This window comes from Streptomyces sp. NPDC012825 (genome assembly GCF_042900925.1).
GTDB lineage: Bacteria > Actinomycetota > Actinomycetes > Streptomycetales > Streptomycetaceae > Streptomyces.
Genome location: NZ_JBIBBZ010000020.1, coordinates 98,449 through 117,459 on the forward strand (window position 1 = coordinate 98,449; position 19,011 = coordinate 117,459).

General features: G+C 74.4%; 18 protein-coding genes. 9 read left to right on the forward strand and 9 right to left on the reverse strand.

What is annotated here, in order from left to right; all coding sequences use genetic code 11:
* Window positions 1-214: 214 nt before the first annotated feature.
* From ACFY7E_RS28745 to ACFY7E_RS28765, 5 genes are all read left to right on the forward strand, one after another.
* A complete protein-coding gene (locus tag ACFY7E_RS28745; RefSeq protein WP_389489882.1) occupies window positions 215-2,338 on the forward strand; it encodes a hypothetical protein in 2,124 nt (707 codons plus the stop codon).
* 95 nt (window positions 2,339-2,433) lie between these two features.
* Window positions 2,434-3,966 carry a GT4 family glycosyltransferase PelF gene (pelF, locus tag ACFY7E_RS28750; RefSeq protein ID WP_389489884.1) on the forward strand — a complete coding sequence of 511 codons (1,533 nt, stop codon included), beginning with the start codon at window positions 2,434-2,436 and terminating at the stop codon, window positions 3,964-3,966.
* Entirely contained in the window at window positions 3,963-5,390 is a 1,428-nt protein-coding gene (locus ACFY7E_RS28755) for a hypothetical protein (RefSeq protein ID WP_389489887.1), read from the forward strand. Before pelF ends, ACFY7E_RS28755 begins: the two co-directional genes overlap by 4 nt.
* Window positions 5,391-5,398: 8 nt before the next feature.
* Window positions 5,399-6,019: a spherulation-specific family 4 protein gene (locus ACFY7E_RS28760; RefSeq protein ID WP_389489890.1), complete on the forward strand. Its 621-nt coding sequence runs from the start codon at window positions 5,399-5,401 to the stop codon at window positions 6,017-6,019.
* Window positions 6,016-6,810, forward strand: a complete 795-nt coding sequence (locus tag ACFY7E_RS28765; protein WP_389489892.1) for an endo alpha-1,4 polygalactosaminidase — start codon at window positions 6,016-6,018, stop codon at window positions 6,808-6,810. Before ACFY7E_RS28760 ends, ACFY7E_RS28765 begins: the two co-directional genes overlap by 4 nt.
* On the opposite strand, the gene ACFY7E_RS28770 is transcribed toward ACFY7E_RS28765, so the two are convergent.
* The gene (locus ACFY7E_RS28770) at window positions 6,758-7,990 is read right to left on the reverse strand and encodes a hypothetical protein (protein ID WP_389489894.1); all 1,233 of its coding nucleotides are present in this window, start codon (window positions 7,988-7,990) and stop codon (window positions 6,758-6,760) included. The genes ACFY7E_RS28765 and ACFY7E_RS28770 overlap by 53 nt on opposite strands.
* Window positions 7,991-8,046: 56 nt before the next feature.
* Window positions 8,047-8,853: an adenosylcobinamide-GDP ribazoletransferase gene (locus ACFY7E_RS28775; RefSeq protein WP_389489896.1), complete on the reverse strand. Its 807-nt coding sequence runs from the start codon at window positions 8,851-8,853 to the stop codon at window positions 8,047-8,049.
* A 25-nt stretch (window positions 8,854-8,878) separates the two neighbouring features.
* Between ACFY7E_RS28775 and ACFY7E_RS28780 the strand changes: the two genes are divergently transcribed.
* Entirely contained in the window at window positions 8,879-9,643 is a 765-nt protein-coding gene (locus ACFY7E_RS28780) for a hypothetical protein (protein ID WP_389489898.1), read from the forward strand.
* Here ACFY7E_RS28780 and ACFY7E_RS28785 read toward each other — a convergent pair.
* From ACFY7E_RS28785 to ACFY7E_RS28800, 4 genes are all read right to left on the reverse strand, one after another.
* On the reverse strand, window positions 9,583-10,317 hold the full coding sequence (locus tag ACFY7E_RS28785; protein ID WP_389489900.1) for a hypothetical protein: 735 nt from the start codon (window positions 10,315-10,317) through the stop codon (window positions 9,583-9,585). The genes ACFY7E_RS28780 and ACFY7E_RS28785 overlap by 61 nt on opposite strands.
* A complete protein-coding gene (locus ACFY7E_RS28790) occupies window positions 10,314-12,077 on the reverse strand; it encodes a phosphatidylglycerol lysyltransferase domain-containing protein (RefSeq protein WP_389489903.1) in 1,764 nt (587 codons plus the stop codon). Before ACFY7E_RS28790 ends, ACFY7E_RS28785 begins: the two co-directional genes overlap by 4 nt.
* A gap of 109 nt (window positions 12,078-12,186) precedes the next feature.
* Window positions 12,187-13,275, reverse strand: coding sequence for a nicotinate-nucleotide--dimethylbenzimidazole phosphoribosyltransferase (gene cobT, locus ACFY7E_RS28795; RefSeq protein ID WP_389489905.1), 1,089 nt, complete (start codon window positions 13,273-13,275; stop codon window positions 12,187-12,189).
* Between the two features lie 46 nt (window positions 13,276-13,321).
* Window positions 13,322-14,524 (reverse strand): bifunctional adenosylcobinamide kinase/adenosylcobinamide-phosphate guanylyltransferase, encoded by a 1,203-nt coding sequence (locus ACFY7E_RS28800; RefSeq protein ID WP_389489907.1) that lies wholly within the window; start codon window positions 14,522-14,524, stop codon window positions 13,322-13,324.
* A gap of 91 nt (window positions 14,525-14,615) precedes the next feature.
* Between ACFY7E_RS28800 and ACFY7E_RS28805 the strand changes: the two genes are divergently transcribed.
* Window positions 14,616-14,822: a hypothetical protein gene (locus ACFY7E_RS28805; RefSeq protein ID WP_125663506.1), complete on the forward strand. Its 207-nt coding sequence runs from the start codon at window positions 14,616-14,618 to the stop codon at window positions 14,820-14,822.
* Window positions 14,823-14,882: 60 nt separating this feature from the next.
* On the opposite strand, the gene ACFY7E_RS28810 is transcribed toward ACFY7E_RS28805, so the two are convergent.
* The 3 genes from ACFY7E_RS28810 to ACFY7E_RS28820 all read right to left on the reverse strand — a co-directional run bounded on the left by ACFY7E_RS28810 (window position 14,883) and on the right by ACFY7E_RS28820 (window position 17,494).
* On the reverse strand, window positions 14,883-15,962 hold the full coding sequence (locus ACFY7E_RS28810; protein WP_389489910.1) for a S1C family serine protease: 1,080 nt from the start codon (window positions 15,960-15,962) through the stop codon (window positions 14,883-14,885).
* Window positions 15,963-16,046: 84 nt separating this feature from the next.
* The gene (locus tag ACFY7E_RS28815) at window positions 16,047-16,823 is read right to left on the reverse strand and encodes a class I SAM-dependent methyltransferase (protein ID WP_383439910.1); all 777 of its coding nucleotides are present in this window, start codon (window positions 16,821-16,823) and stop codon (window positions 16,047-16,049) included.
* Between the two features lie 65 nt (window positions 16,824-16,888).
* Window positions 16,889-17,494, reverse strand: a complete 606-nt coding sequence (locus ACFY7E_RS28820; protein WP_389489912.1) for a DUF3043 domain-containing protein — start codon at window positions 17,492-17,494, stop codon at window positions 16,889-16,891.
* Between the two features lie 273 nt (window positions 17,495-17,767).
* Between ACFY7E_RS28820 and ACFY7E_RS28825 the strand changes: the two genes are divergently transcribed.
* The gene (locus ACFY7E_RS28825) at window positions 17,768-18,568 is read left to right on the forward strand and encodes a PspA/IM30 family protein (RefSeq protein ID WP_383439906.1); all 801 of its coding nucleotides are present in this window, start codon (window positions 17,768-17,770) and stop codon (window positions 18,566-18,568) included.
* Between the two features lie 40 nt (window positions 18,569-18,608).
* Window positions 18,609-18,887, forward strand: a complete 279-nt coding sequence (locus ACFY7E_RS28830) for a hypothetical protein (RefSeq protein WP_383439904.1) — start codon at window positions 18,609-18,611, stop codon at window positions 18,885-18,887.
* The last annotated feature ends 124 nt before the right edge of the window (window positions 18,888-19,011 follow it).

Consider the following 19,011-nt stretch of genomic DNA (forward strand, 5'->3'; position numbering starts at 1 on the left):
TACGCTCGCTCACCCGGTTCGCTCACGGCGGCGTTGATTCACTCATCCGTGGTGTCTCTTTCATGTTTACCGGCCAGGATCGGGCAGCTCCCCCCACACTCACCTCATTCACGCAAGGGTGACACCCTCGCCTTCGCGCCATCTGCAACATCTCCACAGGTCCGCCCGGTCCCGTCCCGGTCCGGCGCGGTCCTGCAGAGGGGGGAAACCACCGATGGACTCCGGCCGAATCCGTACGCCCAGAAACGCGCCCGGCACCGCCCCGGGCGACCGCGCCCCGTCCCGCGCCGCCCGCTCCGCGCCCCGCGCGGCCCGGATCGCGGCCCTCGCCGCCGCCGCGCTGGTCGCCACCGCCGTGCCGTCCGCGCGGGCCGCCACCGCCCCGGCGCCCCGGATCGACCTCACCGTCCTCGTCGTCGACGACGGCGGCAGCGCGGTCGGGGCGATCACCGCCGAGCTGAAGGGCTCCGGCGTCCCGTACCGCAGGATCGACCTGAACGACCCGAACCGGCCGGCCGTGAACCAGGCGTTCCTCAGCGACACGGTCGACGGGCGCCCCCGCGCCAAGTACCAGGGCGTCGTCCTGCCCCACGAGACCGCCTTCGGCCCCGACTCCGCCGAGCAGACCGCGCTCCAGGCGTACGAGCGGACCTTCGGGATCCCCCAGGTCGACGCCTACACCTGGTCGCACCCGGGGGTCGGCCTCGACTACACCACCGAGGGCGGCATGTCCGGCGTCCTCGACGGGGTCACCACCTCCGTCACCGCCGCGGGCAAGGCCGGCCCCTTCGGCTACCTCGCCGGATCGCTCACCTTCGAGGACAACGACCCCACGGTCGCCGAGAGCTACGGCTACGCGGGCCGCCCCCGCGCCGGCTACACCAGCTACCTCGACGTGCCCGTCGACGGCGCCGGCGGCGGCCGGGCCAGCCTCGTCGGCGAGTACGCCGCCGACGGGCGCCGCGAACTCGTCGTCACCTTCGCCTACAACCAGTACCAGCGGCAGTTCCGGACCCTCGCCCGCGGCATCGTCGAGTGGCTCACCCAGGGCATCCACCTCGGACAGAGCCGCAACTACCTCTCCGTCCACGTCGACGACGTCTTCGCCCCCGACGCCCGCTGGGACTCCGCGCGCGACTGCACCCCCGGCGACTTCGACTGCGTCGGCGACGACGGCGAGGGCGCGAACCCGATCCGCATGACCGCCGCGGACGCCCAGTACGCCGCCGCCTGGCAGAAGGCCTCCGGCTTCACCCTCGACATGGTCTACAACGGCGGCCAAGGCGAGCAGTGGCGGACCGGGCACGGCGGCACCGACCCGCTCACCGACCGGCTCGTCGCCGACCGCGCCCAGTACCGCTGGATCAACCACACCTACACCCACCCCTTCCTCGGCTGCGTCCAGGACACCACCGTCGTGCCCTGGCAGTGCGCGAAGGACGCCAAGGGCACCACCCTCTGGGTGAGCCGCGCCGAACTGTCCGCGCAGATCCGCGACAACCACGACTGGGCCGTCCGCAAGGGCATCGCGGTCGACCGCTCCGAACTCGTCACCGGCGAGCACTCCGGCCTGAGGACCCTGCCCCAGCAGCCCGTCGACAACCCGAACCTCGCCGGCGCGCTCGCCGACAACGGCGTGAAGTGGATCGCGAGCGACGACTCCCGCGAGCCGCAGCAGCGCACGGTCGGGACCGCGACCGGCGCCGCGAAGACCGTGCCCCGGCACCCCATGAACGTGTACTACAACGTGGGCACCGCCGCCGAGATGGCCGACGAGTACAACTGGGTCTACACCTCCCGCGCCGACGGCGGCAGCGGCGTCTGCGAGTCCAACCCGGCCTCCACCTGCCTGCCCGCCCCGCTGCCGGTCGCCACCGGCTACGCCGACCACATCGTCCCGCAGGAGGCGCGCATCGCGCTCTCCCACGTCCTCGGCAACGACCCGCGCCCGCATTACGTCCACCAGTCCAACCTGGCCGAGGAGCGGCTGCTCTACCCCGTCCTCGACCGCGTACTGGCCGACTACCGGGGCCTGTTCGCGTCCTCCGCGCCCCTGGTGAACCCGGCCCAGCGGGACGTCGGCACCGAGCTGACCCGCCGCGCCGCCTGGGACCAGGTCCTCGCCGCCGGGAAGGTCACCGCCTACCGGATCGGCGCCACCGTCACCGTCAAGGCCCCTGCGGGCGTCACCGCGCCCGTGACCGCCCCCGAGGGCACCCGCAAGAAGCTGCTCCTCGGCACCACCGCCTTCGGTGCCGCCTACGCCGGCACCCGCTCGGCCTGGACCGCGCCCGAACTGCTCCAGAGCGCCGTCACCCTGACGCTTCCGGCCACCTGACCGGGGCGCCGAAGCACCGCGGTACCGAGACAGCCGAAGCACCGAGACAACCGAAGCACCGAGACAACCGAAGTACGTTCCGGGGGGAACCGCACATGCCGAGCAGTGGCCGTCACGTCACCATGCTCACCGAAGGCACCTATCCGCACGTCCACGGCGGGGTCAGCACCTGGTGCGACCAGCTCGTCCGGGGCATGCCCGAGGTGGACTTCGACGTCCTCGCCCTCACCGGCAGCGGACGGGAGCCCGTCACCTGGGACCTGCCGTCCAACGTCGTCCGGCACACCGCGTTCCCCCTCTGGGGCCCGGCGCCCGCCCGCGCGCGCCGGGCCCCCCGGGGGCGGGACCGCCGCCGCTTCCTCGACACCTACGAGCGGCTCCTGCTCTCGCTCCTGGACCCGGGGACCGGCTACGACTTCGGCGCGAGCCTGTACGAACTGGCCGCGCTCGCCCGGCGGGGAGGGCTCACCGCCGCCCTCCGCTCCGAGAGCGCCCTGCGCTCCCTGATGTGGACGTGGGGCATGCCGCACCTCCCGACGCGCGCGGCCCGGCCCACCGTCCACGACGCGCTCACCGCCACCGACCTGCTCGAACACGCCCTGCGCCCGCTCGCCGCCCGGATATCCGCCGGCGGTGTGGCGCACGCCGTCTCCAGCGGCCTCGCCACGCTGCCGGCCCTCGCCGCGCAGCACTTCGAAGGGGTCCCCTTCCTGCTGACCGAACACGGCATCTACCTCCGCGAGCGGTACCTCGGCTACCGCACCGACACGCAGCCCTGGCCCGTCAAGGCCCTGATGCTCGCCTTCTACCGCGAGCTCAACACCCTCGGCTACCGCAAGGCCGACCTCATCACCCCCTGCAACCAGTACAACCGGCGCTGGGAGGAGCGCGGCGGCGCCCCCGCCGACCGCATCCGCACCGTCTACAACGGCGTCGACCCGGCCCTCTTCCCCGAGGCGGGCCCCGAGCCCGCCGTCCCCACCCTCAGCTGGTGCGGACGCGTCGACCCCGTCAAGGACCTGGAGACCCTGATCCGGGCGTACGCGATCTGCCGCGCCGAACTCCCCGCGCTGCGGCTGCGGTTGTTCGGGCCGGTGCCCGCCGGGAACGAGGACTACCGAACCCGCCTGGAGAAGCTCGCCGCCGAACTGGGCGTCACCGACGGCGTCTCCTTCGAGGGCCGCGTCTCCGACGTGCCCTCGGCCTACGCGGCCGGCAGCGTGGTCGTGCTCTCCTCCATCAGCGAGGGCTTCCCCTTCTCCCTCATCGAGGCCATGTCCTGCGGCCGCGCCACCGTCTCCACGGACGTCGGAGGGGTACGGGAGGCCGTCGGCGACACCGGGCTCGTCGTCCCGCCCCGCGAACCGGCCGTCATGGCCGCCGCCCTCTCCGCCCTCCTCCGCGACGACGCCCGCCGCGCCGAACTGGGCCGCCTGGCCCGGCAGCGGGTCGTCGACCGCTTCACCCTGAACCGCTCGGTGGACGGCTTCCGCCGCATCTACCGCGAACTGGCGGGCGCGAACCCGCCCTCCCGCCCCGACCGGCCCGACCCGGCGCCTCGGACGGTCCGGGCCCCCGCCCTCCACCGCGCCCCGGCGGACCTCGTGGCGGGAGGCACCCCGGCATGAGCGGCTCCCCCCGGCCGAAACCCCCGAAGGAGGGGGACGCCCTCCCGGCGATCCCGAGGCCCCGTCACGGGAACGCGCCGAAGGCCCCGGACACGGACCTCGCCCCCGACCCCCTCGACGCGCTCGCCGAGCGGCTCGACGGGTTCGTCGCCGCCGCCGTGCACCCCGACGAGGTGGCCGCGTTCCTGGAGTCCGACGGCATGACCGACGACCACATCCGGCTCGCCTACGGCCGCGCCGACTCCTTCGCCCTCGCCGAGGACCTCTACGCGCGCGTGGCCCGGCGCCATCCCGCGCCGCAGGCGCCGCCCGCCGGGGCCCGGTTCGCCGGCCTCGCGAACTGCCTCCTGCGCGGGCTCGTCTTCGCCCTGCCCGGTCTCGCGTACGTCCTGGCCGCCCCGCTGCTCGCGGGGAAGCCCGGCCGGTCCGGGCTCCCCGGCGGCACGGTCCCGCTGCTCGCCGGGGCCCTCACCGGCTGGGTCTGGAACCAGGCCCTGTCCCACCGCGCGCACACCTGGCTCGGCCTGGGCGACCGGCCCGCCGCCGCCCGCGCCCTGCTCACCGGCGCGCCCCCGGGCGCCCTCGCCGGGGCGGGCGTCGCCCTCGCGGTCGCCGCGCCCGGCGAGACCCCGGCCGCCGTCTTCGCCGCCGGACAGGCGCTCTACCTCGCCGCCGCGACCGTCCTCCTGGTCCTCGGCCGTGAACGGGCCCTGCTCGGCGCCCTGGTGCCGCTCGCCGGAGCCGTCCCCGCCTTCCGCTGGGACCTGCCCGACCCCCTGCGGATCGGTCTCCTCCTCGCCTCCCTCGCCTCGACCGGCGTCCTCGCCGCGCTCGCCCTGCGGCCGGGCCTCCGGCGGACGGCGGCGGGACGCGGCGGACCCCCGCGCGGGGCCTCGCTGCCGTACGGGCTCTTCGGCCTCGGCAGCGGTCTGCTCGTCCTGCACGCGGGCACCGGCACCACCCCGGTGAGCGGCGCGGCGGCCGTCGTCGCGCTCACCCTCTCCATGGGGCCCGCCGAATGGCTGCTGCACCGCTTCCGGGGCGAGAGCCTGAGCCGGCTGCGGACCCTCACCACCGCCCGCGAGTTCCGGCGGGCGGTCACCGGCACCCTCGTCCTCTGCGTCGGCGGCTACCTCACCGTCCTCACCGCCCTCCTCCTCGCCGCGACCCCGCTCCGGCCCGGGGCGCCCCGGCCGGAGCTCCCGGACCTGCTCGCCCTGCTCCTCGTCGGGGCCGCGCTCTGGCTCGGACTGCTGCTCCAGGCCTTCGGCGCGGTGCTCGGCGCCGCCACCGTCTGCCTGCTCGTGGCGGCCGCGCAGACCGCGCTGCCCGGGGCGGGCCCGGCGGCCACCGGGGGAGCGGCGGCCGTGCTCGCCGTCCTCACCTGTGTTCTGCTGGTACGACCGACCGCCCATCGCCCTTAGGGGGTGTCTTGACGACCCCGTCCCTCCTGGTGCCGTTCTACGAGCACCCGGCCGAACGCCCCGACGCCTGGGCGGCGCTCGTCGGTGCGGCGCCCTCCCTGTACGGCGTCGTCCTCAACCCGGCGAGCGGCGCGGGTCCGGCCCCCGACCCGGCGTTCGCCGACGCCGCCGGGCGGCTGCGCGCGGCCGGCGTCCGGGTCCTCGGCTACGTGGACACGGCCTACGGGCGCCGCCCGCACGCCGAGGTCGTCGGCGAACTGCTGCGCCACCGCGACTGGTACGCCGTCGACGGCGCCTTCCTGGACCAGGTGGCGACCGCGCCCGGCGCCCTCGCCCACTACCGCCGGATCGCGGTCGCCGCCCGGGCCGCCGGGGCCGCGACCCTGGTCTTCAACCACGGGGCCCGCCCGGACCCCGGCTACGAGGCCCAGGCCGACCTGCTCGTCACCTTCGAGGGCCCCTGGGACACCTACCGCACCCTCGACCTGCCGGTCGCCCCCCACTACTGCCACCTGGTCTACGCCGCCCCCGCCGGGTTCCGCCCCGCCACCCCGGTGCACTGCGCCGTCCCCGGCGCGGGCGCGCACCCCTGGGGAACCCTCCCGCACCTCCCGGAGCCCGCCCGATGAGACGACCGCTGTCCCTGCTCGCGGGGCTGCTGCTCCTCGCCACCGCCTGCACGACGACCCCCGGCCCCGCCCCCGACGCCAAGCGGGCGGGGGAGCGCTGGCGGCCGAAGCCCGGTCTCGCCTGGCAGTGGCAGCTCAGCGGCCGGCTCGACCCCGCGGTCGACGTCCCCGTGTACGACATCGACGGCTTCGACCATCCGGCGTCCGCCGTGAAGGACCTGCACGCCCGGGGCCGCAAGGTGGTCTGCTACCTCTCCACCGGCGCCTGGGAGGACTTCCGCCCCGACGCCGGCCGCTTCCCGAAGGCCGTGCTCGGCGGGGGCAACGGCTGGAAGGGCGAGCGCTGGCTCGACGTCCGCCGCACCGACGTCCTCGGCCCCCTGATGGCCGAACGCCTGGACATGTGCCGCGACAAGGGCTTCGACGCCGTCGAACCCGACAACATGGACGGCTACAAGAACCGCACCGGCTTCCCCCTCACCGCCGCCGACCAGCTCCGCTACAACCGCCTGATCGCCCGTCTGGCCCACGAGCGCGGCCTCGCGGTCGGCCTCAAGAACGACCTCGACCAGATCCCGGAGCTCCTCGCGGACTTCGACTTCGCGGTCAACGAGCAGTGCGCCCAGTACGAGGAGTGCGACCGGCTCACCCCGTTCGTGAAGGCCGGCAAGGCCGTCTTCCACGTCGAGTACGAGCTGACGACGGAACAGTTCTGCCCGGAGGTCCGGCAGCTGGGCCTCAGCTCGATGCGGAAGCGGTACGAGCTGGGGGCGTGGCGGCAGCCCTGCTGACCGCGTAGCAGGTGGCCCGGCCCTCGCCGCGTTCCGTCCATTCCTCCTCGGTCGACCAGGTGCGCCAGGGGGCTCCGGGGGCGCGCCGCTCCCCGGCCGCCGCGCAGGCCCGCTCGGCCCGCTCGGCGGCCTCCTCCGTTCCGGGGAAGGCGCCTGGCAGGGAGTGCTGCTCGACGATCTCGCCGTCGTGGGGGCCGGCGCAGGGCACCCGGACCACCAGCCTGCGATGCCGCATGCCGGTGTTGAAGTCCAGGCAGTCGCCGGGCCGGGCCCCGTAGATGGTGACGACCGCCGAGGCGCCCGCCAGGACCCGCCCGCCGGGAGCGGTGTCGACGGGCGGCTCCGGCGCGCCGAAGCCGCCCAGCGCCAGCTCCGCGCGGATCCCGGTCACTCCGTCGAGCGCCCCGCTCCTCCCCTCGTCCAGCAGGGACGTCAGGTCGGCCGAGGCCCGGGTGATCCTGCCCTCGCGGTCCACCTCGACGGCCACGGGGACGGGGGCGCCGGGCGAGCCGGCGTTCAGGGGCGCGGGCACGAACTCCCGCCGCAGGTCGTACGGGAAGAGCTCCAGGGCCTCGGCCAGCGGGAAGTCCGCCCGGTACGAGCGCCCGCCGCCCGCGAGCTCCCGCACCCCGGCGGGCCGCACGCCGCCGAGCACCTCCAGGAGGGTGCCGCCGATCGGGCTCCCGGTGCCCCGGAGGTGGTCGATCGAGTCGGTGCCCGGGAACGGTTCGACGTCGCCGTCGTACCGCAGCCAGTACCCGGCCGACGCGGCCCGGTAGTGGATGGCCCGGGTGTCCACCACGTACCGGCCGGAGGTGTCGCCGGTGCCGCGTCCGGGCAGGGTGCCGAGGATCGTCCTCCGGGCCTCCTCGGAGAAGCCGGGGGCGATGCGCCAGGTGTGCACCGCCTCACCGCGCGAGCCCGCGAAGTCCAGTCGCCCGGTGAGGGTCTGGACGGCGTCGCCCTTCTCCGAGGTGAAGGTGACCGTCTGGCGCAGGTCGGCGCCGCCGGTCTCCCGGGTGTGCCGCAGCGCGAGGCCGATCTGCCGGGCGGCCGGCTCGGAGAAGAGGGGAGCGGGACGGGCGGCGCCGGGGGCGTCCGCTGCTCCCGGGTCGCAGGCGCCGAGCAGCAGGACGGCTCCGACGGCCGCGCCGACGGTACGGGCGAGGGGTCTGGTCACGTCCTCCTGACCGGGCGGCGGCACCGATGGTTGTCCGGCCGCCGGTCACGAAACGATCACCCCAGCGTCAGCGCCAGCAGGGCCGCCGTCGCCGCCGTCTCCTCCACCGCGCCGAACACGTCGCCCGTCACCCCGCCGAAGCGGCGCACGCACCGGCGGAGCAGCAGCGCCGCCGCGCCCAGGGCGGCGCCGGCCGCCAGGACGTTGCGGACCGCGTCGTACGGCGAGAGCAGCAGGCCCGTCCCGGCGGCCAGGGCCAGGAAGGCGGCCGTCGCCAGGGTCGCGGAGCGGACCGGGACCGTCGCGGCGACGATCGCGCCGAGCCCCTCGGGGCGGGCCGCCGGGACGCCGTGGCGGGAGGCGTGGGTGAGGGCGAGGCGGGCGACGGTGGCGGCGAGGACGGCGGCGACGGCGCCGTGCGCCCAGCCCTCCCCGTACAGGTGGGAGAGGGCGGCGACCTGGGCGAACAGGACGAGGACCACGGCGATCACGCCGAACGGGCCGATGTCCGACTGCTTCATGACGCGCAGCGCGTCCTCGGGCGGCTTGGCGCTGCCGAGGCCGTCGGCGGTGTCCGCGAGGCCGTCGAGGTGGAGGCCCCGGGTGAGGACGGCGGGGACGGCGGCGGTGACGACGGCCGCGACCAGCGGGCCCGAGCCGAGCAGGAGGAACGATCCGCCGAGCGCGGCGGAGGCCAGGCCGACGGTCAGCCCGGCGAGCGGGGCGCAGAGCATGCCGGCGCGTGCCGCGTCCCGGTCCCAGCGGGTGATGCGGGCGGGGAGCACCGTGAGGGTGCCGAAGGCGAAACGCAGGCCGTCCATCCGGGCAGGGTAATCGCCGGTTCCGGACGGTAGATTGCGCATTACGTACATTTCGGAAGGGGGTGGCATGGGTCACTGGTTCTCGCGGAACGTCCTCGAACCGGGGAAGCTCCCGCTGCTCCTCGCGCTGACCTCATTTGTCGTGACGTTCCTGGTCACCCGGACCGTCACCCGCCTCATCCGGGCGGGGAAGGGACCGTTCGGGAACGTCTCCTCGGGCGGGCTCCACATCCATCATGTCGTGCCCGGTGTGGTCCTCTCCGTGGTCGGCGGCTTCGGCGCGGTGGCCAGCGGCCGGCACGGCGTCGGCGCGGTCGTCTTCGCCGTCGTCTTCGGGATCGGCGCGGGCCTCGTCCTGGACGAGTTCGCGCTGATCCTCCACCTCGACGACGTGTACTGGAGCGAGGACGGCCGCAAGAGCGTCGAGGCGGTCGTACTCACCGCGGCCCTGGTCATGCTGGCCCTGAGCGGCTTCTCGCCGCTCGGCGTGAACGACCTGACCGAGGACGAGCGCCAGGACCGGGCGACCTTCCTCGTCACGATCGTGCTCAACTTCCTCTTCATCCTGGTCAGCCTGGTGAAGGGGAAGTTCCGGATGGCCGTGATGGGGGTCTTCGTGCCCTTCGTGGCGATCATCGGCGCCGTCCGGCTCGCCCGCCCCGGCTCCTGGTGGTCCAAGCGCTTCTACCGCCGCCGCCACCGGGCCAGGGCCCGCTCCCGGCTCCGCACGTACCGCCACGACCGGCGCTGGACCAAGGTCCGCCGCCGCTTTCAGGACCTGATCGGCGGCTTCCAGGAGCGCGTCTCGGGGCCCGGCTCGGCCCCGCCCTGACGCCGCTCGCGCCGGGCCAGGACGGCGATCAGGACGAGGACGGCGGCGATGGCCGCCAGATGTTCCTTGCCCGCCAGGTTCGGCTTGACCACGACCTCCACGAGCATCGCGAGGACGACGAGGCCGCCGGTCCGGTGGGCGCGGTAACGCCGACAGACGTAGACGGCGAGGCCCACGACGGCCGCCGACGGGCCGGTGTCGACCACCAGCGCGTCGGAGGCCGGCAGGCCGAAGGGGCCGTCCGGGCCGACCGCGATGCCCACGCGCGCGTAGAGCGTGCCGGCCAGCGTCGCCAGATAGGCGACGGCGAGCGTCCGCCACCGGCCGAGGCAGATCTCCGCGATCCCGAACACGAGCAGCACCTGCGCGAGGGCGCCCCAGACGGGCAGGTCGAGCGCGGGCACGAAGAGCGAGAGGGGAGTGCGGAGCAGCGCGAGCCAGAGCGGGTCCCCGGCCCGTACGAAGCCGATGTCGTGGACCGGTCCGTACCCCCGGTCCTGGTTCTGCACGAGCTGGAACAGGGCCGTGAGGCAGACCGCCGCCAGTGTCATCGGTATCGCCCGCCACCTCTTCGTGACGAGCGCCGTCCGTACGGTGGTGAACAGCGGCCCCCACTCGCGGCGGGCGAACCCCCGGACGCCGCCTCCCCGGCCTTCCCGGGAGGCCCCGCTCAACGCCCGCCCTCCAGATGCCCGCGGTGCAGCCACTTCGGCAGCCCCGGGGCCTCCAGGAAGCCTTCGGCCCGCCCGGCGGCCAGGCCGATGCGCACCAGGTCGGCGCTCTTCTCGAAGAGCATGAATCGGGGCTCCCAGATCGGTCGGTACTTGGCGTTGGCGCGGTACAGCGACTCGATCTGCCACCACCGGGAGAAGAAGCCGAGCAGCGAACGCCACATCCGCAGCACCGGCCCCGCCCCGAGCTTCGAGCCGCGTTCGAAGACGGAACGGAACATCGCGAAGTTCAGCGAGACCTGAGTGATCCCGATCTCCCCGGAGCGCCGGAGGAGTTGGATGACCATGAACTCCATCAGGCCGTTCTCGGCCTCCCGGTCGCGGCGCATCAGGTCGAGCGAGAGCCCCCGCGGCCCCCACGGCACGAAGGACAGCAGGGCCCGCGGCTCCCCCTCGCCGTCCGTGCACTCCAGCATCACGCAGCGGCCGTCCCCCGGATCGCCGAGCCGCCCGAGCGCCATCGAGAAGCCGCGCTCGGTCGCCCCGTCCCGCCAGTCGTCCGCCCGGCGCACCAGCGCGGCCATCTCCTCGGCGGGGATGTCCTCGTGGCGCCGGATCCGGACTTCGTACCCGGCCCGCTCGACCCGGTTGAAGGCCTGCCGGACCGACCGCATGGCCCGCCCGTCCAGCGTGAACTCGTCCGTCTCCACAATGGCCTCGTCACCCAGCTCCAGGGCGTCCAGACCGTGCCGGGCGTAGATCGTCCCGGCCTCCTCGCTCGCCCCCATCACCGCCGGGATCCAGCCGTGCTCGCGCGCCTCGGCCAGCCAGGGCCCGATGGCGCCCGGCCAGGCCTCGGGGTCCCCGATCGGATCGCCGGAGGCCAGCGACACCCCGCCGACCACCCGGTAGACGACGGCCGCCTTCTCGCTCGGCGACCACACCGCGCTCTTCTCGCGGCGCAGCGCGAAGTAGCCGAGCGAGTCGCGGTCCCCGTACTTGTCGAGCAGGGCCCGCAGCCGCCGCTCGTCCTCCTCGGTCAGCGGGTCCACGGCCCGGCGGGAGCGGAAGGCGGCGAAGAGCACCGCGCACAGCAGCAGCGTGGACAGGACGTTGATGGTGACGTCCACCCAGCCGGGGGTGTCGATCCCGGTGAACCGGGAGTCGTCGGAGGCCAGCGTGACCAGCCGCATCAGGCCGTAGCGCCAGCGGTCCACGAAGGTGGAGTGGCCGGCGGAGGTGTCGGTGACGGTCACCAGGACGGCGGCGAGCAGCGAGGTGACGAGCAGTCCGCCGACCGCCACGACCGCGGCGAGCAGCGGGTTGGAGCGGTCGCCCTTCGCGTAGAACTCCTTGCGGCCGAGCAGCAGCGCGAGCACGAAGGCGGCGGTCAGGACCAGCGAGACCCAGTTCTGGGCGTGCCGCCGGATCTCCGGGAAGAACATCACCAGGGCGAAGAGCAGCAGGAAGAGCCCGCCGAGCACCAGGTTGAGGATCCACGCCGCCCGCTTGCGGCGGCGCATGGTGACCGCCAGGAAGAGGGTGAAGACCCCCGAGGCGAAACCGGCCGTGAGCAGGTACGGGGTGAAGTGGTCGTCCTCGTTGTGCCGGCGCAGGTCCTGTCCGAACGAGACCCAGACGGCGCTCAGGAGATTGACGAACGTGACGACGCGCAGGTACCAGACGGCGAACGCGGCGGCGCGCCGTGAACGGGCGGTGGCGCCCCGGGGCGCTCCTTCGGCGGACAAACGGACCTCTCCCATGAAAAGCGATCATATGGGGCACCGCTTTCCGTGCGGAGACGCCGGAGACGACCGCACGCGCGTCGCGTACGGCCGCCCCGGAGACGATGCGAATCCGCCGTGCTCCCCGTCAGGCCCCGGGGACTCCCGGAATGTCGCCCCCACCCTCCGGAGTGGTCGGCTCCGGACGCTCGGGCAGCTCCGCGGCGAACGCCGCCGCGGCCTGGACCAGGGGAAGCGCGAGCAGTGCCCCGGTTCCCTCACCCACATGGACGCCGTGGTCGAGCAACGGGTTGAGCGCCATCCGGTCCAGCGCCTTCGACTGCGCCGGCTCGCCGCTCACCTGGCCCGCCAGCCACCAGTCCGGCGCCCGGAACGCCGCCCGCTGCGCCACCAGCGCGCAGGCCGCCCCGACCACGCCGTCCAGGATCACCGGCATCCGCCGCACCGACGCCTGGAGCAGGAAACCGGTCATGGCCGCCAGGTCCGCGCCGCCGACCGCCGCGAGCAGCGCCGGCTGGTCGCCGAGGACCGGCCGGGCCCGCCGCAGCGCGTCCCGGACCGCCGCGCACTTGCGCATCCACGCCAGGTCGTCGATCCCGGCGCCGCCCCGGCCGGTCACCACCGAGGCGTCCGTCCCGCACAGGGCCGCGATCAGCGTGGACGCCGGGGTCGTGCCGCCGACGCTCAGGTCCCCGAGCACCACCAGGTCGGTGCCCGAGTCCGCCTCCTCGTCCGCGATCGCGACGCCGAGCCGGAGCGCGGCCTCGGCCTCCTCGGACGTCAGCGCGTCCTCCACGTCGATCCGGCCGCTGCCCCACCGGATCCGGTGCCGCACGACCTCGGCCGGCAGCAGCTCCGGGTCGCAGTCCAGACCGGCGTCCACGACCCGCACCGGCACGTTCACCGACCGGGCGAGGACGGCCACCGGGCTCGCCCCGTCCAGGACCGCCCGCACCAGCTCGTGCGCGGTGCCGGCCCGGCGCCCCGACACGTCGAGCGAGGCCACTCCGTGGTCGCCCGCGAACAGGACGACCTTCGGCTGCTCGATCGCCCGCACCCGGACCGAGCCCTGCGCGGCGGACAGCCACTCGCCCAGCTCGTCGAGCCTCCCGAGGGCCCCCGGCGGCACCACGAGCCGCTCCCGGCGCTCCTCGGCGTCGCGCCGTACCCCCCCGTCGGGGCGCTCGATCAGATCGGAGAAGTCGTCCAGGTTCACGGTTCCGCCTTGAGACACATCAGCCAGGGCCATCGGTGATCGCACCCTACCCGCGCAGTACCAGCGGCTGTCCCGCGACCACGAGCACCACCTGCTCGCACTCGTCGGCGAAGGACGCGTTCAGCCGGCCCAGCTCGTCCCGGAACCGGCGCCCCGCCGCCGTCGCGGGCACCACGCCCGAGCCGACCTCGTTCGTCACCGCCACCACCGTCCGGCGCGTCGCCCGCACCGCCGCCACCAGCTCCGCCGTCCGCTCCCGCAGCGCCTTCTCCCCGCCGTCCGCCCACGCCCCGTCGTCCCAGGCGCCCACCTCGTCCATGGCGTGCGTCAGCCACAGCGACAGACAGTCGACCAGGAGGGCGGGCCCGTCCTCCGCGAGCAGGGGCACGAGGTCGCAGGTCTCGGTCGTACGCCACGAGGCCGGCCGCCGCTCCCGGTGCAGGCCCACCCGCTGCGCCCACTCGCGGTCGCCCTCCCGGGTCCCGCCGGTCGCCACGTACAGCACCTCGGGGAAGGTCTCCAGGCGCCGCTCGGCCTCCACCGACTTGCCCGACCGGGCCCCGCCGGTCACCAGGGTCCGCCGGGGCACGTCCGGCACCTCGTGGTACTCGCCCACGTACAGCGTCGCCCCGTCCGGCACCGCCCGCGCCCCCGCCGCCGCGAGCCGCCGGTCCAGCTCGGCGCCCGCCGGCGCGTCGTGGTCCAGGTGCGCCGCGATCACGTCCGTGGCCGGGCCGACGGCCCCGGTCGCCCGCAGCCGGGCGAGCCCGTCCGGACGGCCCGTCACATCGGCCACCACCACGTCGTACGGCGCCCGGTGGTCCTCGCCGAGCCCGGCCGGGGAGCCGCCCGGCGGCAGGTAGAGCAGCCGCTCGCCGTCCGCCGAGGTCACCTCGTACCCGGTGCCGGGGGAGTCCATCGGCACCGCCCGCACCCGGTGCCCGCTGATGAGCGTCAACTCCCGTCCGTCCGGCACCCTCCCCGCCGTCGGCAGTCCGGCAGGCAGCTCCACGGCCGGCCCGTCGTGCGGATGCGTGAGCAGCACCTGCCGGACGCCCACGAGCGAGTGCCCCGACCGGGCCGCCGCGAGCGCGGCCCCCGGGGTCAGGTCGAGCAGCAGGGCCCCGTCCACGAGCAGCGCGGTCGCGGCACGCGCGCGTGGCCCCCGGGAGAGCGCGCAGACGGCGCAGGGGCAGTCGGGACGGGGGAGGCCGAGCGGGGCGCCGGTGCCGAGCAGAGTCAGTTCCACCCTCAGATCCTCCCGCGCCACCGCGAGGCGTGCGCGCCCGGCTACGCTGCGGGCAGGAAACCGATCATCCGGTGAGCGCCAGGAGGCGGACATGGCATGGACGTGGCGGTTCGAGAAGTCCGACGGCACGGAGGTCGAGCCGGTGGTGACACCCGAGGAGTTCACCACCCAGGGCGACGCGGAGAGCTGGATCGGCGAGCACTGGCGTGACCTCCTGAGCGGCGGCGCCGACCAGGTCACCCTCTCGGAGGACGGCACGAAGATCTACGGCCCGATGCCCCTGAACGCGGAGGGCTAGGGCGCCCGGCGACGGGAAGGGGGTGCGGGGGCGAGCTCCCCGCACCCCCTTTCGCGTCGGCTACATCTCGCCCAGCACGACCTCGGTCTTCTCCGTCTCCGTGCCCCGCGTGTACGTCACCGCCACCTTCTCGCCCGGCTTCCGCGAGGCCAGCGCCTCCGACAGGGAGGTGATCGTGGTGACGTCGGCGTCGCCGAGCCGCGTGATCACGTCGCCCGGCTTCAGGCCCGCCTTCCCCGCCGCCCCGTTCGCCGGCGCCTCGACCACCGCGACGCCCGCCGGCTCGTAGTCGTCGTCCAGGACCGTGCGCCCGGTGATGTTCAGGGCCGCCCGGCCCGAGTCCGTCACCTTGCCGTCCTTGACGATCTGGTCCGCGACCGTCCGCACCATCGACGCGGGGATGGCGAAGCCGATGCCGGGCGCCGAGCCGCCGCCCAGCTCCGGGTCGGACGCCGCCAGCGTCGGGATGCCGACGACCTCGCCGTCCAGGTTCACCAGGGCGCCTCCGCTGTTCCCCGGGTTGATCGCGGCCGACGTCTGCACCATGTTCCCGATGGTCGCGCCCGTGCCGCCGCCGGCCCGCCCCTCGCTGACCGTCCGGCCGGTGGCCGAGACGATCCCCTGGGTCACGCTGCCGGACAGACCGAGCGGGGATCCCATCGCGAGCACGATCTGCCCCATGTCCACCGTGGAGGAGTCCCCGAACCGCGCCGCCTTCAGCCCCTGCGGCACGGTCTCCAGCCGGATCACGGCGAGGTCCTGCTCGGGGTACGAGGCGACCAGCCGCGCCGTCACCGGCTGGCCTCCGGTGGCCGCCGTGACCTTGAAGCTCTTCTCCTGGCCGACCACGTGCGCGTTGGTGACGACGTGCCCCTTGGCGTCGTAGACGACCCCGGAGCCCAGGCTGTTCGCCGCGTCGATCTGCACGACCGACGGCAGGACGTCCTTGATGACGGCCCGGTAGTCGTCCTCCAGCTCGTTGGCCGGGCGCGGGACCGCCGCCCGGGTCGACCGCTCGGGCCCGGCCGCGTCCCCGGCGGAGGAGCAGCTCCCGACGAGCGCGGCGGCGCAGGCCCCGGCGGCCAGGGAGAGGAGGAGACGACGGGCACGGGCGCGGGCGTGGGCACGGGATACGTCCATGTCCGGAGTATCCGTTCCGTCCCCGCCCCGGGCCCGGCGAGCGCACCCGATCAGGGGGCCGCCCCGGCCTCCCCGTACCCCGCGCTACCCCCGGACCCCGCACAGATGCAGCAGCGCCGCCATCCGCCGGTACGGCTCCGTGCGTCCCGCCCGCTCCTCGGCGGCGAACAGCCGGTCCAGCTCGTCGGCGGCCGGCAGGCCCGTCTCGGCCGGGACGCCGTCCGTGAAGACCCGCACCCCGTACCAGGCGTGCAGCGGCGCCGCGATCCCCGCGAGCGTCGCCGTGAGCGCGTCGAGCCGGTCGGCCCGCACCTTCACCCCGCCGTCGTCGGTGTAGACGTCCGAGTCGAAGCCCGCGAGCGCCCCCGCCCAGTCCCCGGCGAGCCCCGGCCGCATGGCCAGGGCGTCGGCGTTCCGCACCACCAGGGAGAGCAGACCCCCCGGGGCCAGCATCCGGGCCAGGCCCGCGAGCAGCGCGTCCGGTTCGTCCGCGTACATGAGCACGCCGTGGCAGAGGACCACGTCGAAGCTGCCGGGCAGGAAGTGCACCCCGGTCTCGCGCCCGTCGCCCTCGATCAGCCGCACCCGCTCGCGGATCCCGGCGGGCTCCGTCGCCAGCGACTCGCGGGCCGCCTTCAGGAGTTCGGGATCGGCTTCGAGGCCGGTCACGGTGTGACCGGCCCTGGCCAGGCGCAGGGCCTGCGCGCCCTGCCCCATGCCCGCGTCGAGGATGCGCAGCCGCTGCCCCACCGGATACCGGCCGGTTATCTGCTCGTCGAGCTGGCGCGCGACGATCTCGTGGCGGATGGTGTCGCGCAGCCCGCCGGCTCCGGCGGGCCAGTGCGCGACGACGGGCAGCACGGGAGCCGCCGCCTCCGACGCGGACCCTTCGAACGCGGGTCCGCCGAACTCCGAGCGGTCGGCGCTCAGGGCCGCTCTCCGCGCTTGACCTGCGGCTTCGGCAGTCGCAGTCGGCGCATCTGGAGGGTACGCATCAGACCGTAGGCCACGGCTCCGCGCTTCGGCTCGTTCGGGAAGCGGACGTTGAGCTGCTTCCGGAGCCGGATCCAGATGCCGACCGAGTCGATGACGATCAGGATGATCACACCGAGCCACAGGAGCAGCGAGATGTTCTGCAGCGACCGGTTCGTGTTCCCGAACAGCGAGAGCACGAGGATCACCACGGCCATCGGCAGGAAGAACTCGGCGATCGCGAACCGCGAGTCCACGAAGTCGCGCACGAAGCGGCGGACCGGACCCTTGTCGCGGGCCGGCAGGTAGCGCTCGTCGCCGCTGGCCAGCGCCTCGCGCTGACGGGACAGGTCGGAGCGGCGGGCCTCGCGCTGGCGCTTGGCGGCCTCCTTGCGGTCGAGCGGCACCGTCGAGGCGCGACGGCGCTGGGTCTGCGCCTCGCTCCGCTTCGGCGTCGGGCGGCCCTTGGGGGCCTCGGGGTCGCGGGGCTGCTTGGTGGAGAGGTCCGCCGTCACCTTGTCGGTGGGGGCCTTCTCGTCCTTCGAACGGCTACGGAACACAAAACCCAAGGGTACGGGGTGGGGGGCATGAACCCCATGCCGGGCGGGAACGATCCGCTAACGGACTGCGTCCTGGCCGGTACGTACGGGAGAAGGGCGCGGGTTCCCCCGGACTCCGCTCTCCTCCCTGCGCGGGAGGGGGCGCCGCACGCAGTCGTCCTCGGGGAGGAGCGCATCCCGCTCCGAACAGTGCGGTAATGGAGTCGGGGCCCGTACTGTGGACCTTGTTGGAGAGCTGGAGCCGAGTCCGTCAGAAGGGGGCGCGCGAAGCCCATGAGCGGTGTCATGAAGCGTATGGGGATGATCTTCCGCGCGAAGGCGAACAAGGCCCTTGACCGGGCCGAGGATCCGCGCGAGACGCTCGACTACTCCTACCAGAAGCAGCTGGAGCTGCTGCAGAAGGTGCGACGGGGCGTCGCCGACGTCGCCACCTCCCGCAAGCGGCTCGAACTCCAGCTGAACCAGCTGCAGGGCCAGTCCGCCAAGCTGGAGGACCAGGGCCGCAAGGCGCTGGCGCTCGGCCGCGAGGACCTGGCGCGCGAGGCGCTGTCCCGGCGGGCCGCGCTCCAGCAGCAGGTCAGCGACCTGGAGGTGCAGCACCAGACGCTCCAGGGCGAGGAGGAGAAGCTCACCCTCGCCGCCCAGCGTCTCCAGGCCAAGGTCGACGCCTTCCGCACCAAGAAGGAGACGATCAAGGCGACCTACACGGCGGCCCAGGCCCAGACCCGGATCGCGGAGTCGTTCTCCGGCATCTCGGAGGAGATGAGCGACGTCGGCCTGGCGATCCAGCGGGCCGAGGACAAGACCGCCCAGCTGCAGGCGCGCGCCGGCGCCATCGACGAGCTGCTCGCCTCGGGCGCGCTGGACGACCGGTCCGGGCTCGCGAAGGACGACATCCAGGCCGAGCTGGACCGGCTCTCCGGCGGCACGGACGTCGAGCTGGAGCTCCAGCGGATGAAGGCCGAGCTAGCCGGCGGCCCGTCGGCGCAGCAGCAGGCGATCGAGGGCGGCGACGGCACGGCGGCGCCGCGGCACCAGAACCAGCAGCAGTCCCACCCGCGCTTCGAGAAGTAGCCCCCGGCTCTCCGGGAGGACCGGAAGGACAGGACGCGTCATGATCGTACGGATCATGGGGGAGGGCCAGCGGAAGCTGGCCGACAGCCACTTCGGCGAGCTGAGCGGACTCGACGACGAACTGCTCGCGGAGATGGAGACCGGGGACGAGGACGGCTTCCGGCGGACGCTCGGCGCCCTCCTCGACGCCGTCCGCCGTCTCGGCGAACCGCTCCCGGACGACGTCCTGGAGCCGTCGGAGCTGATCCTCCCGGCCCCGGACGCGAGCCTCGAAGAAGTCAGGGAGATGCTCTCCGACGACGGCCTCATCCCGGGCTGACCCACCTCCGTCACGAAGGTCCCGTCCCTTAGGTCGTGTCTGATAATTGATCTTGTGATGGGTCGAGGGGAATTGACGGATGCGGCATGGGAGCGGATAGCGCCGCTGCTCCCGGGCACGGATG